We start from the raw sequence: 13,459 nt of genomic DNA on the forward strand, positions 1-13,459 counted from the left end.
GAAAACGAAGAGGGATTTATATGGAAAATCGTTTTGATCGGATTCGTTCTGCCGAACGTGGTGCCAGAGTCAGTATTGTTGTATATATTTTTATGGCTACTTTGAAATTATTTATTGGATTTACATTCAGATCTTCTGCGCTCAGTGCAGATGGGTTCAATAACTTAACAGATGTCATTTCTTCTGTCACTATTCTAATCGGTCTGCGAGCTGCTAGAAAGCCAGCGGACTCTAATCATCCTTACGGGCATTGGAAGGCTGAACCTATTGCCAGCTTAATTACATCTTTTGCAATGTTGTTTGTGGGGTTTCAAGTACTACAATCTACGGTTATTCGATTATTGTCTGGGGAAGTGGTTCCTCCTAATAGATTAGCTGCTATCGCTTCTTTGATTGGTACCGTTGTAATGTTCTTTGTTTACAGGTATAACTTAAACTTGTCGAAAAAAGTGAAATCGAGTGGACTTGCTGCTGTCGCTAAAGACAACCTCGCAGATTCGTTGACCAGCTTGGCTACAGCAGTCGCTATTCTTGCTTCCGCTTTAGGTTGGGCTTGGATTGACGGTGTGATGGCATTAATCGTATCTCTGATCATTCTTAAAACAGGTGTTGAGGTATTTAGAGAAAGTACCTTTTCACTGTCAGATGGTTTTCATGAAGATGAGCTAGATAATTACGAAAAAGCTGTTAAACAACTTCCAGAAATTCATAGTATTGAATCGTTGAAGGCACGCCATTATGGTACGAACATCTATGTAGATATTACAATTCTTGTCGATGCCAATATGTCTGTTCAAGAAGGACACGATGTAACGGAAAAAATAGAAGAACTGTTATTTAACGACTTCGATGTTATGCATGTAGACGTTCATGTTGAGCCGGATACGATTAACAAGTGGATTAGTTAAATCAGTAACACTATAAAAAGCATCTCTTTACAGGAAACTTCCAGTAGAGAGACGCTTTTTGACTATAAGACTACTGATCTTAATTCTTCTAAACAGATTTATTCCATGACTTCATACTCAAAAGTATCAACGACCGGCCATGCGTGAATATAAGTCAGCACATCCATAAAGTCTTCTTGAGACTCTTCAGGGATCATGACTTGAAATGGCACAATTGCCCCGTTTCCTATGACCCCGTACTCTTCTTCAGATAATTGAATAGAATAATCTTCAACAAGTACTTCACCCATTTCGTTTTCGAATGAGAACGTAGTATCAATATTTTTGATATCCATACCTAAGCGGTTTACAACGACAAACCAAGCAATCCATTGATCTTCTTCTTGGGTTGCCAAAGCTGACCAGATCATCATAGCTGATCCACCAGGTGTCATCGTATTAAACCCTGGTATACTATTTTCTAGACTAGACAGTGTGCCCGCATACGGAGTATCTTGATAAATCGGTGGAATAGAGATATACAAGTCTTCCGCGCCTTCTTCAGATCCTTCACCTGTGGCTAAAACTCCTGGTTGTGATGACAAGTCTGCTTCAGCCCCCTCTTCTTCCAAATCCACAAAGCCTTCCTCCTCTTCCGTCTCACCAGTTAGTTCAGATAACTCAATAGCATCTTGAGGAACTTCAATCTCTGCAACTTCATTGTATTGATCATACGCAACCTGAATGTCTTGAGTAAAGCTTATGACCATATCTGCAGCCCCTTCAATGTCACCTTGCATTTTTATGCTCTGGTTTGAAAGATACTTGGTTTCTTTGTTCATCTGCAGATCGATTTCTATACTTTGGGTTGTAATGACCATATTTTCATCTGAAAACAATGTTTCAAATTCGACATTATTTTCCATAACTGCCGAAGCTACGAAATTGTTTGCCTCCTCGCCTTCTAATATTAACTTCATATTATAGTGACTTGTTTCTTCTTCGAATTCAATATCATCCTCGTATTCTTTCATTGTTTCCAGAAATGCTGTATCGAAAAAGATCTTTTCAGCATCCTCTTGAACAATGCCTTCAATCAAATCAGATAACAGTTCTTCTCCTTCATCTCCTAATTCAATCCAACCACTTACCGGATCTTCTAGATAAAAGACATCGTTGACATATCTGATTGTCGTGTTCCCTTCTGTTACCCTATCACTAATGACTTGTTCTAGTGCATATGTATCGATTGTTAATGTTGAATCTATCTTAATATTCAGTTCTTCTGAATTTTCTTGGTTTTCAACTACAACGGTTTGGTCAACAGACTGTGTATAACTCTCTAAATTATTGTAAGCATCTATGCTTTCGTCTAAAGTCTGACTTGCACTAGGCTCTCCACACCCTACAAGAAATAAAGCGCCTCCAATAAATAAAACCATTTCACCCATCTTTTTACTTTTCAAAATACTCCCCCTCTTCCTTAAAGTAATCCTACTACTTTGAAGCCTATTATAACGAATTTATCATACCTCTTCTTTTAATTAATAAGCAATCGATATAGATTTGATTCTTTAGTAGCTACAAGCCTCTTTGATTCCATTGAACGCTATCTTTAATTTGTTAAAAAAGCAGACCTCTTTGAAGAGATCTGCTTTTTATCTTTATTTTATAACTTTAAAGTTGTGGTTTGCCGTTGCTTCTACTGTACCCATTTCCTTGAAGTAGTTACCAATCAATTCATTCATTGGAATCGTTACTTCACGAATGATTTTAGAAGCATCAAACATGGCATAATCTCCACCACCTACTGCTCGGTATTGATTGATCACAACCCGAAGTTTATCTTCAGGTTGAATAGCGCGCCCTTTATATTTAAACTCTGTGACTCTTTCTCCAAAAGGTTTCGACACTTTCACCGTATACTCTATTCCTTCGTACATATCATAATTGTACATTTGCGGTTTAGGTTCTACAAATTCTGGATTCACATCAATTTCTCCCTGATCATTCAGTACAAAATACTCTGCGGATTGTTCGATGGCTTTCTTCAAATCATCTCCTGTTACTTCTAGTACTGCTAATGTGTTAGGAAAAATATAATTCGTGACAACGTCTCTCATAGTCACTTGAGGATTAAATCCACTGCTTTCATTATTAAATAAAGCTGTCCCAGAAATGTCGCATTCTGCATAGTACATCTGTACTTTTTGGATAAATTCAACATAAGGATGTTCTTCTCTACGTGCTTTCTCTACATCCTTGATTGTCATATCTCCTTGAACCTTGCCAATTGGCTGATCTAGCCAGTCTTCTACTTCTTGATTCAATTCCTCATGCTTACGCGCAAGCGAGCACTCTACCGGTGTTTCCTCTGTAACTTTAATCAGTTCTGGAAGGGAATCTTTTACGATCCACTTTCCATTTTCCTGTTCAAGATCTAATGTCACTTTTCCAAGGAAACTTCCTTTATGACCTGGCATCACAGTCGGTATACCGTTTTTCTTTTGAGCAATCACTCTATGCTGATGTCCAGTAAGCAAGACATCTATACCCTCTACTTCAGTCAGTAGTCCGTACCCTTCATTTTCTCCCGTCTGAATTTCGGTTTCTTTTCCAGAATCAATATCCTTTTCAAAACCTCCGTGATAACTCACGATAACGATATCCGCTAGTTTTCTAAGTTTTGGAACATATTCTTTTGCAGTTTCCAGAGCCGATTTAAACGTTAACCCTGCGTAGTTTTCTGGATGCTCCCAGTGAGGGATATACTGAGTGGTTAAACCTAGAATGGCAATGTTCACGCCTTCTTTTTCTATTAAAATGTACGGCTCTCCAAAAGCAGCTTTCTTGTCTTCGTTTAAAATATTGGCAGCTAACACTGGGTGTTTCGCTGCTTTGACCGCCGAGTGGAGATAGTCTAAGCCGTAATTGAATTCGTGGTTTCCTATGACACCAGCATCGTATGGTAAGTCGTTAATTGACTCCATTAAAGAATTTGCGTCTCCTTTTTCTTTGAGTACAAAAAAGCTGAGCGGAGATCCTTGAATAAAATCACCATTTTCAATCAAAACAGAAGGCCCTTCTGCAGATTCCATTTGCTGTTTCAAGACATTTGCTAATTTGAACAGCCCAAATCCTAATTCTTGCCCTCTTTTTTGATAATCTGTCGGGAACAAGTACCCGTGAATATCACTTGTTTCAAAAATGGTTAACTTCATCATACTGTCTCCAATCTATGTATAAAAAGCTCGTGTTGAGCTTTTTTATTCTCTTTGATAAATCGTTTCGTACTCTGGAACGATGGCGTTCAACTCATTTGACCTTAAGTCTTGGCAAAACCTCTCAGGATTAAAAGTATGCCAAGGAATAGTCAAACGAGCATTGACGATTTTAGCTACTTTAAGCAAATCTTCTTTTGATGCATGACCACTTGCTCCTAAAGACAGAAACTCAAATCCTTTAATTTCTAAAAAGTTTTTGAGTTCCGCAAACCTCTCGTCATATTCTCCAAGAGGTTCTCCATTACTGTGTAAATAAATCACTTTTTTCATAGATTCAAGTAATTGAATATTTTTAAAGCTATTTTGTAAAACATATGCGTATGGTTGCTGTGAGATGGTATGAATAGATACTTCCTCTAGAGTATAATTCTCGAGATGATCTTCTGTATTTTCTCCTAGCACCGTCCATTTCTCTTCTGGGTAGAATGCATGCAAAAGCGAAGCATATTCCGGTTCCCAGACCATGACTCTTTTTTGTTCTCTAGCAGTCTCATCAATTGCTTTTAGTCTCTCGACATTTCTGATATACGGATTAATCACAAAGAGCTCTTCCGTATTCATAGCCAGAAGGTCTTTTAATTCGTTCAACAGCGTAGCCTCATCCAAAGGTTTCTGATTACCTTTTTCACTTTCTTCTTCAAAACTATATGAGGTTCCTTCAATTAACAGAACATCAGGCTTCCAACTTTTCGCTTCTTCTGCCCAATTCAAGACTCTTTCAGGATGAATGCCCGAAAGTCTGAAGTCTCCTGAATGAATCAATTTTAAAGTGGGTGTCTCGATAAAGAATGCGCTACATCCTACTGTATCATGGTCACTATGTTTAGGCAATACTGTGATATCCTCAATTTGAATCTTCTGATCAAAATCGAAAGGAATCAGTTCGCATTCAATCGCTCGGTCTTCTTCAACTTTAATAAGTTCATTATATAGTTTGTAAGCTTCATGTGAAAGATAAACTTTAGTTTGAGCTGGTAAGAACCGTAGCCCACCCATGTGATCAAGATGAAGGTGAGAAATGAAAATAGCTGTGTCTATTGTCTCTTCAGATCTAGATTCTAATTTTGTATCTTGAAATAAGCTTGTATCATATAGTCCTTGAACAGCAGGTAAACTGTTGGATTGTACGAAGAGTTCTAATTCTGATTTTTGAGTCTCTTTTTCGGGTGTCTGTCCGGCAACAGTTAAGCCAAAGTCACAAAGGACTCTGGCTTTATCTGTGCGGATTTCGACAATGTTTCCTCCAATGGTTTTTAATCCATTCCAAAAGCGGTATGATGCCATAATTGAAATCCATCCTATTCTATTTATAATTCAGTTCTAGTTGTTTTTTTAATTGTTCGCTTCAATAATGGATTCTGTTTCAGACTGTAAGTTTTCCAGTACAGTTTGAGGATCACCATTACTGATTGAGATTTCTTCCATTGCATCTGTTAACGCATTTCGATACTCGCCATAACCAGCAAATACAGGAGAAGTGATTCCATAGCTCAACATATTGTTGGCAGCTTCATTACGCGGGTCCTCTTCTAAGAATGAAGCATATTCTGGTACTTCCAGTGCGGATTCAACAATCGGTACATATCCAGTTTCCATTGCCCATTGAGCAGTATTCTCTGGTTGTAATAAGAAATTGATATAAGAAACGTACCCTGCTTGCTCTTCCTCACTTGCTGAACTATAAAGTCCAATATCATTACCAGCGAACATCGTTAATTGAGTGTCGTTGAAAGATGGTACTTCAGCTGTTCCCCATTGAATGCCATTTTCATCTGCTACTGGTGCAACGTGTGCTAAACCAGCAGAAGATCCAATATAAAGTGCCGATTCCCCACGTCCAAATGGACCTGAGAAGTATCCATCTTCTCCTGCTGTACGAGCATATCCTTCTTCAAGCATTTCACTCAAGAATGTTAAAGCTTCCACACTTTCAGTTGAATCAATGCCGACTTCCAGTGTTTCTCCATTGATAAAGTCCGTCCCATTCTGACGAGCCATTGTTTCAAATTCCATATCAAAACCGTTTTCGAGTCCCATAGCAACACGGTCGTCTCCAGCTTCTACCATCATCTCACCTAATGAGCGGATATCATCCCAAGATTCAGGAACTTCTACATCATACTCATCTAATATATCTTCATTTACAAACATTAAACGAGTTGATTTAGAAAAAGGCATCGCGTATCTTTGTTCGTTAAAAATAGAAGATTCTTTGAATCCGTCGTAAATATCATCTAAAATTTCTTCTTGAAATCCTTTTTCAATTAAAAATTCATCAGATAAAGGAAGTAATAGGTCGTTTGTCGCCAATTCAGGTACATCCGTTAGTGTTAATTGAGACATTGTAGGCAGATTCCCCGCTACTCCGGCTCCCGTAATTGCTTGGTTTAGCTCATCATATCCACCTTGGTTTTGTTCAACTACCTTGTATTGATCTTGCGACTCATTGAAGGCTTCCGTTAATGCTGTAACAGCTTCTTGATGAGGACCGTTCATCGCATGCCAGAAAGTGATTTCTACTGTTTCGCTAGAATTATTACTCGTATTATCAGATGTACTGTTTCCAGTATCTTCACTAGCTGCTTCATTGTTGCATGCAGTAAGTAATAATGCGCTAGCTGTTAAGATGCCTGTACCTATTTTCAAAAATCTTTTATTGTTCTTCATCGTTTGAATCTCCTTTTATACTTTTTTATATTTCATAAATCTATAAGTAATTTTTCGAATGAAGTATCGCGGAAGGAACTAGCCTTTGAGTCCACTTTTGGATACACCCATAATGATATAGCGCTGCAAGAATAGATAAATGACGACCATTGGTGCAACTACAATCGCCGACGCGGCCATCAGCAATTCATATTGCGTTCCTGCCTCTGTTGTGAAAGCCTGTAGACCTACTGGTAAAGGTCTTAATAAGCGGTCATTTGTTACAATCAACGGCCACATGAAAGCGTTCCAACTACCAATAATTTTTAAAATTGTCACGGCTACGATAGCTGACTTAGATAAAGGAACCATAATCTTCCATAAAAACTTAAAGTCACTACTGCCATCAACTTTCGCAGCATAGTAAAGTTCGTTTGGTACGGATTCGAAATTCTGCTTCAACATAAAGACAGAAAATACACTAGCTACATAGGGTAGAATCATGGCAGTGTATGTATTCATCAAACCCATTCTCGATATCGTTAAGTAATTGGGAATAATCAATAATTCTCCCGGCACCATCATCGTAGCAATCAGAATCGTAAACAAGACATTTTTTCCGTAAAAATGCATCTTCGAAAAAGCAAATGCTGCTAGTATCGTTGTGAACAATTCGCCTATTGTCGACAGCGATGTGATCCATAGACTATTTAAAAAGTATCTACCGAACGGCGCTACCTCAAAGGCTTTTAAATAATTTTCAATCCGTAATATTTGAGGAATCCAGACTGGCGGCATTGAAACAGCTTCTGCCGGAGATTTCAAAGAAGTCGAAACCATCCATAAAAAAGGAATCAGCATTGTAAAAGCACCAATAGATAGCAGAAAATATGCGGCTAGTTTCGTTCCTCTTTCTCCACTAGTGACAAATTCAATTTCTTTTGTTTTTTTAACTTTCGTCCATTTCATAAAAAATAGACGATCTTTTTCTTTCAATTCTTCCATCAATTGATCTCCTATCCTTAGTAATGAACAAACTTTTTATTAAAAGCCATTTGAATCAATGTGAACAGTAAAATAATTAGGAACAAAACGATTCCTGCTGCTGCTGCGATACCGTACTGACTTTCCTGATAAAACTTCTGGAAAATATAATAAACGACTGTTAATGCAGAACCAGCAGGACCTGGTCTACTTTGAAATAATGCAAAAACTTCATCAAATACTTTAAAGCTATTGATGACTCCCATGACGGAAACTAAGAACATAGTTGGTCCTAAAAGCGGGATTGTGATATTGGTGAATCGTTGCCAACCTTTAGCACCGTCAATTTTTGCAGCTGAATAATAATTTTCATCAATTGAATTTAATCCAACTAAAAACAAAATGATATTGAACCCTAAACCTTTCCAAATTGCTAAGATCACTAAAGCTAACATTGAAAAATTCGGATCAGTAATAAAGGCTATTGGATCGATTCCGAGGAAACTGAGTGCATAATTCATCAATCCAAATCGGCTATGATAAATCCAATTCCACACAATCGAAATGGCTACTGTACTTGTAACAAAAGGTAAAAAGTAAATCGAACGGAAAAATCCCGAAAGAAAACGGACTTGCTTGAGTAAAATTGCAATCGTTAATGACAAAATAATGGACATTGGAACGACTCCAAGCACAAAAATGAACGTATTTCTAATAGCTAACCAGAAATTGGAATCATTAAAAATCGTAAAAAAATTATCCAATCCGTAACTATTTACTGCTTGGGTGAAAATATTGAAATCTGTATAAAAACTCATTAGAAATGAACGTCCAATAGGATATAAATTAAACGTAGCGATAATAACCATCATCGGTAATAAATAAAAAAAGGCTTTAAAAGAACTTTTAAAAGTCGGCTTATCGATCATACTGTCGAAACCTCCTTGACGAGAACGATTCCTCCTTCTCTATTAAAAAAGTGAATCTTATCCGCACTAGCTGTTAAGTATAGCTGCTCCCCTTCTTCTGGAATAGTATCCAAATCTGTTGCAACTATTTCATTTTCTCCATCTTTGATATAGACAGTTATATCTTTTCCTACTCGAGCAACATGTCGAACAATTCCTGAAAACAAGGCTTTGTGTGGGTCTTCTGTCGCAAGAATATCTTCTGCACGAATACCAATTTTTTTAATTTGCGTATTCGTTTCATCAGAAATCGGTATCCAATCTAAAATTTCTCTGCCTTGATTTAAATTGATCATATTGATAAGCGGTGTCCCAAGAAATTGCGCAACAAATTGATTGTTTGGTTTATTGTAAAGAGTTATAGGGTCACTGTATTGTTGAATCGCTCCTTCATTCAATACCATTACTTCGTCCGAAATGCTTAAAGCTTCTTCTTGGTCATGAGTAACAAATATCGTTGTAACCCCTGTTTCTTGCTGAATTCTACGAATCTCTTCTCTCATTTCTATCCGCAGTCTTGCATCAAGGTTGGATAAAGGTTCATCCATAAGTAAAATAGACGGTTCTTTCGCCAAAGCTCTGGCTATTGCTACACGCTGCTGTTGTCCACCTGATAACTGTTTTGGTTTCTTGTGTACATGATCTAGGATTTGAACCAACTCTGCTAATTCAAGAGCCCTTGCTTCTCTTTCCTTTTTAGGCATTTTTTCCATCTTCAAGGGAAACATAATATTTTCTAACACGGATAGATGGGGATATAAAGCATAATTCTGAAAAACCATTCCTACTTTTCTTTTTACCGCATCTAATTTCGTTACTTCTTTATCTCCAAATAGTATCTTCCCGCTAGAAGGAAAAGTTAGTCCGGATATCAGCATTAATGTCGTCGATTTGCCACAACCGCTAGGACCCAGTATGGAAACCAGTTTACCTTCGGGAATGTTAAAGTTGATATGATTTAACACATTCTTATCTCCATATGACATTTGAACATTTTCAAAGCGCACTTGCACGAAGTACTCACTCCTTTATTTATTAATTATGTTTCATAGTATTTTACTGTATCATTTTGACACAATTGCAGTCTATCACACGCTTGTTAATGCTAGGTAAATAGAATGTATACATCTCGTCAATTTTATGTTTTTGCTTTCCTTCTTAAAATATGTTATGGACGCACTTGGCCAATTCGTCTAACGGTACTTGATTTTAAAGGAAGTTTATAAGACAATAGGCGGTAAGCTTTACTGAGAAGGAGAGAAACAGTCGTTATGAATCAGCTGATTAAAGAATATATTACGAGTCACGAACAAGAATTGATTGATTTCCGCAGAGAGCTACATATGTATCCGGAAATTGCTTTCGAAGAATTTGAAACGACAAAACGAGTAGCTGCTCGTTTAGATGCACTTGGGATTTCTTACAAAAAGATGGATCCTACAGGTATTCTTGCAGAGATCAAAGGAGATCTACCTGGTAAGACGATTTTGTTAAGAGCAGACATGGATGCTCTACCGGTTGAAGAATTGAATACACATCTACCTTATACTTCAACTGTTGCGTCAAAAATGCATGCTTGCGGCCACGATGCTCATACTGCAATGCTTTTGTCCGCTGCTTCAGCACTAAATGAAATCAAAGCAGATATTCAAGGAACCATTCGTTTATTGTTTCAACCAGCCGAAGAAATCGCTGAAGGTGCTCGCAAGATGGTTGAGCAAGGGGTAACAGATGGTATCGATAATGTTTTTGGCATTCATATCTGGTCTGAACTGGAATCTGGTAAAGTTTCTTGTCCTCCTGGCCCCTCTTTTGCTGCGGCTGATTTATTAACCGTTCGTTTTAAAGGTAAAGGTGGTCATGCAGCAATGCCACACCAAACAGTAGATGCGGCTGTTATGGCGTCACAATTTGTATCAACCATCCAATCGATTGTCTCAAGAGAAATCGATCCTTTGCATCCAGCTGTTGTGACTATTGGAAAAATGGAAGTCGGCAGTCGATTCAATGTTATTGCAGAAAATGCTTTACTTGAAGGAACGGTGCGAACCTTCGATCATACTACCAGAGATAAAATTGAATATGCATTAAAGCAATACGCTGAGCAGATTGCTCAATTATTTGGAGGAAACGTAGAAGTAGAATACGATCGAAAAACGGAACCCGTTGTTAATGAAAGTCGTTCAGCACTCTTGGTTCAATCTACTGCTGCTGAAGCTTTCGGAAAAGACGTTATAAGGGAAGAACCACCTACCATGGGTGCAGAAGATTTTGGTTACTACATGACGGAAAGCCCTGGAGCCTTTGCTTTAGTGGGTGCTGGAAATGAAGCAAAAGATACTTGCTGGGCACATCACCACGGTCGTTTCAACGTGGATGAAGAAGCTATGAAAGTTGGCGCAGAACTCTATGCCCAATATGCATTAACTTACTTGAATCAATCAGACTTTTAACCACAAAAAAAGAACGGAGAAAATTCTCTCCGTTCTTTTTTATATTGATTAATTCACTTTCAATACTTTTTCTTTTATATGAATGAAGTCTGTAATCAAGGCATTGATAGGTGCGTCTACACCATATTCATTAGCTAGTCTTGCAACCGCACCGTTAATAAAGTCAATCTCTGTGCGTCTATTATGTTGAATCAAATCTTGATGCATAGACGGATAGTGATGTCCTAATTCCTCTGCAGTTTTGACAATATACGCGACTGTTTCGTCAAAGTCTAACAGGACATCTTGTTTCTTAGCTACTTCAACAAATTCTTTCACAATTTTATTGGTGACGGAAAGGGCTTCTTCCGTCTTGAACATTTCTCCAAGTGTTGTATCTAGAAGAGAGCAAGTCGCGTTCAGAACACCATTTACACAAGCTTTTCTCCATATTGAGAATTTAACATTTTCACTGTAGATACCGTTTAATCCTGCTTCTTTCAAAACAGCCACGATTTCTTTTGCTTTTTCTTCCCCACCCGGTAAAAAGTTCTGAATTTCAGTTGAACCTGTTCCTTCTAGTTCAATTTTCCCTGGTCCCTTAAGGCCTGCAGTCCAGATGGTAACCCCAATCAAAATATTTTTCAAAGCAACATATTCTTTCATGACCATTTCGTGTCCAATACCATTCAATAGACAAACGACTTTTGTATCTTCTCCAATAATAGGCTGGATATCTTCAAGCATTTCTCCTAAGAACATCGCTTTTGTAAACAAGAAAACCACATCTACTTGATCGGTAACTTGGTCTGGATAATAAATGGGAATATCAACGACTTCTTCTGTTCCATTATAATTTACGGTCAACCCATTTTCTCTAATGGTTTCAATATGTTCTTTCCATTTGTCGATTAATATAACGTCATTTCCTGCTTTGTGTAACATAAATCCAAAACGACTACCCATAGCGCCACTTCCGGCTATTGCCATTTTCATAATCATTCACTCCTAAACTTTCTAAAAAAACTACTTAACTATTATAGCACATACGAGAAAATGTATTCCTTGTACTGAAATAGGTTAAGTAGATTTTATAAATACGTTTTTATCGAATGTTTTACATCGTGCTTTGGATTAAAATCACTGTAATAGAAACGACTACTACAAGAAGGGATAATACATTGGCGAAGATAAAAGGTTTAACACCTGTCTGTCTGATTGCTTTGATATCTGTTTTTAAACCAATCGCTGCTAATGAAGCTACCATCAAGAAACGACTAACCCCTTTTAATAAGTCTATTTGAGAAGGAGAAATCAGTCCTATACTGTTCAATGTAGCCATCCCAACGAAGAATATAATGAACCAAGGAAATAGCTGAGTCAGCTTAACCTTTTTCTTACCTGTTGAGGGCGACTGATTTTTTTTGAAATAAATATACGAGAATATGAGTACAGTAGGAATAATTGCCAATGTTCTAGTCAATTTAACCATAGTTGCAATTTCTCCAGCTGCTTCTGAAAAGGCAAAACTCGTCGCCACTACACTGGAAGTATCATTTACAGAAGTCCCACTCCAGTATCCAAAAACCGTATCGCTTAATGAAAGTACCCGTCCCATAATTGGATATAGCACAATCATAACCATATCGAATAAGAAGGTCGCAGAGATTGCATAAGAAACGTCTTTATCTTCTGCTTCAATGACTGGTGACATCGCTGCTATAGCTGAACCACCACAAATACCGGTACCCGCTGCGATCATATTAGACAACTTCGAGTTGATCCCCATCCATTTTGCGAGTAAGGCTCCCCCGCCAAAAGCCGTTAATAGCGTAAAAAATAAAATAATCAGCGTTTGTCCTCCAACTTCCAAGACGATATTCAAATTCAATGAAGCACCCAGAAGTACAATTGCAAATTTCAGAATTTTCTTAGCTGTAAATTGTATACCTGGTTGGATCACTGCTGACTTTTGAGCGTATGGTCTGAGTAGAATACCTAAAAACATAGCCAGTACCGCTGAGCCAATAATGTGTACAGGTAAAACAGCTTCCACCCACATAGCTATTAGCGCAATGAGTAATGTTAATACAAATCCTGGTAATACTTTTTTCATTTTCTACACCTGATTCTATAAAATTTTCACTTATTTATTTTAACATATTTTTTAAATTGTATTTGAAAAGGATTTTTGGTTCGTTTACACACTACTATATTTAGCGATTCCATAAAAAAAGACCTAAATCGGTCTTTTTCAT

Annotated in this window: 11 protein-coding genes; 2 read left to right on the forward strand and 9 right to left on the reverse strand. The window is 37.6% G+C overall.

The window, feature by feature from the left end; genetic code table 11:
- The first annotated feature begins 20 nt into the window (after positions 1 to 20).
- On the forward strand, positions 21 to 908 hold the full coding sequence (locus ACFP65_RS03675) for a cation diffusion facilitator family transporter (protein ID WP_379915992.1): 888 nt from the start codon (positions 21 to 23) through the stop codon (positions 906 to 908).
- A 98-nt stretch (positions 909 to 1,006) separates the two neighbouring features.
- On the opposite strand, the gene ACFP65_RS03680 is transcribed toward ACFP65_RS03675, so the two are convergent.
- The 7 genes from ACFP65_RS03680 to ACFP65_RS03710 form a co-directional block, all read right to left on the reverse strand.
- Positions 1,007 to 2,353 carry a DUF6612 family protein gene (locus ACFP65_RS03680; protein WP_379915994.1) on the reverse strand — a complete coding sequence of 449 codons (1,347 nt, stop codon included), beginning with the start codon at positions 2,351 to 2,353 and terminating at the stop codon, positions 1,007 to 1,009.
- A gap of 198 nt (positions 2,354 to 2,551) precedes the next feature.
- The gene (locus ACFP65_RS03685; protein ID WP_379915996.1) at positions 2,552 to 4,108 is read right to left on the reverse strand and encodes a bifunctional metallophosphatase/5'-nucleotidase; all 1,557 of its coding nucleotides are present in this window, start codon (positions 4,106 to 4,108) and stop codon (positions 2,552 to 2,554) included.
- A 45-nt stretch (positions 4,109 to 4,153) separates the two neighbouring features.
- Positions 4,154 to 5,455, reverse strand: coding sequence for an MBL fold metallo-hydrolase (locus tag ACFP65_RS03690; RefSeq protein ID WP_379915998.1), 1,302 nt, complete (start codon positions 5,453 to 5,455; stop codon positions 4,154 to 4,156).
- Positions 5,456 to 5,503: 48 nt separating this feature from the next.
- Entirely contained in the window at positions 5,504 to 6,838 is a 1,335-nt protein-coding gene (locus ACFP65_RS03695) for an ABC transporter substrate-binding protein (protein ID WP_379916000.1), read from the reverse strand.
- Positions 6,839 to 6,916: 78 nt separating this feature from the next.
- The gene (locus ACFP65_RS03700; protein ID WP_379916055.1) at positions 6,917 to 7,678 is read right to left on the reverse strand and encodes a carbohydrate ABC transporter permease; all 762 of its coding nucleotides are present in this window, start codon (positions 7,676 to 7,678) and stop codon (positions 6,917 to 6,919) included.
- A 161-nt stretch (positions 7,679 to 7,839) separates the two neighbouring features.
- The gene (locus ACFP65_RS03705) at positions 7,840 to 8,730 is read right to left on the reverse strand and encodes a carbohydrate ABC transporter permease (RefSeq protein WP_379916002.1); all 891 of its coding nucleotides are present in this window, start codon (positions 8,728 to 8,730) and stop codon (positions 7,840 to 7,842) included.
- Entirely contained in the window at positions 8,727 to 9,782 is a 1,056-nt protein-coding gene (locus tag ACFP65_RS03710; RefSeq protein ID WP_379916004.1) for an ABC transporter ATP-binding protein, read from the reverse strand. Before ACFP65_RS03710 ends, ACFP65_RS03705 begins: the two co-directional genes overlap by 4 nt.
- Positions 9,783 to 10,040: 258 nt before the next feature.
- Here ACFP65_RS03710 and ACFP65_RS03715 point away from each other — a divergent pair, with 258 nt between their 5' ends.
- Positions 10,041 to 11,222 carry an amidohydrolase gene (locus ACFP65_RS03715; protein WP_379916006.1) on the forward strand — a complete coding sequence of 394 codons (1,182 nt, stop codon included), beginning with the start codon at positions 10,041 to 10,043 and terminating at the stop codon, positions 11,220 to 11,222.
- 48 nt (positions 11,223 to 11,270) lie between these two features.
- Here ACFP65_RS03715 and ACFP65_RS03720 read toward each other — a convergent pair whose 3' ends face one another.
- Both ACFP65_RS03720 and ACFP65_RS03725 read right to left on the reverse strand, forming a co-directional pair.
- Positions 11,271 to 12,197 (reverse strand): 2-dehydropantoate 2-reductase, encoded by a 927-nt coding sequence (locus ACFP65_RS03720; protein WP_379916008.1) that lies wholly within the window; start codon positions 12,195 to 12,197, stop codon positions 11,271 to 11,273.
- A 121-nt stretch (positions 12,198 to 12,318) separates the two neighbouring features.
- On the reverse strand, positions 12,319 to 13,317 hold the full coding sequence (locus ACFP65_RS03725; protein WP_379916010.1) for a YeiH family protein: 999 nt from the start codon (positions 13,315 to 13,317) through the stop codon (positions 12,319 to 12,321).
- Positions 13,318 to 13,459: the final 142 nt, after the last annotated feature.

The sequence above is a fragment of the Marinilactibacillus sp. GCM10026970 genome (genome assembly GCF_042660675.1).
Classification (GTDB): Bacteria; Bacillota; Bacilli; order Lactobacillales; family Carnobacteriaceae_A; genus Marinilactibacillus.

Coding starts and splice junctions, on each gene's coding strand:
- ACFP65_RS03690 (WP_379915998.1), bottom strand. CDS start 5,455: ATGGCATCATACCGCTTTTGGAATGGATTAAAAACCATTGGAGGAAAC.
- ACFP65_RS03725 (WP_379916010.1), bottom strand. CDS start 13,317: ATGAAAAAAGTATTACCAGGATTTGTATTAACATTACTCATTGCGCTA.
- ACFP65_RS03720 (WP_379916008.1), bottom strand. CDS start 12,197: ATGAAAATGGCAATAGCCGGAAGTGGCGCTATGGGTAGTCGTTTTGGA.
- ACFP65_RS03700 (WP_379916055.1), bottom strand. CDS start 7,678: ATGCTGATTCCTTTTTTATGGATGGTTTCGACTTCTTTGAAATCTCCG.
- ACFP65_RS03715 (WP_379916006.1), top strand. CDS start 10,041: ATGAATCAGCTGATTAAAGAATATATTACGAGTCACGAACAAGAATTG.
- ACFP65_RS03695 (WP_379916000.1), bottom strand. CDS start 6,838: ATGAAGAACAATAAAAGATTTTTGAAAATAGGTACAGGCATCTTAACA.
- ACFP65_RS03685 (WP_379915996.1), bottom strand. CDS start 4,108: ATGAAGTTAACCATTTTTGAAACAAGTGATATTCACGGGTACTTGTTC.
- ACFP65_RS03705 (WP_379916002.1), bottom strand. CDS start 8,730: ATGATCGATAAGCCGACTTTTAAAAGTTCTTTTAAAGCCTTTTTTTAT.
- ACFP65_RS03675 (WP_379915992.1), top strand. CDS start 21: ATGGAAAATCGTTTTGATCGGATTCGTTCTGCCGAACGTGGTGCCAGA.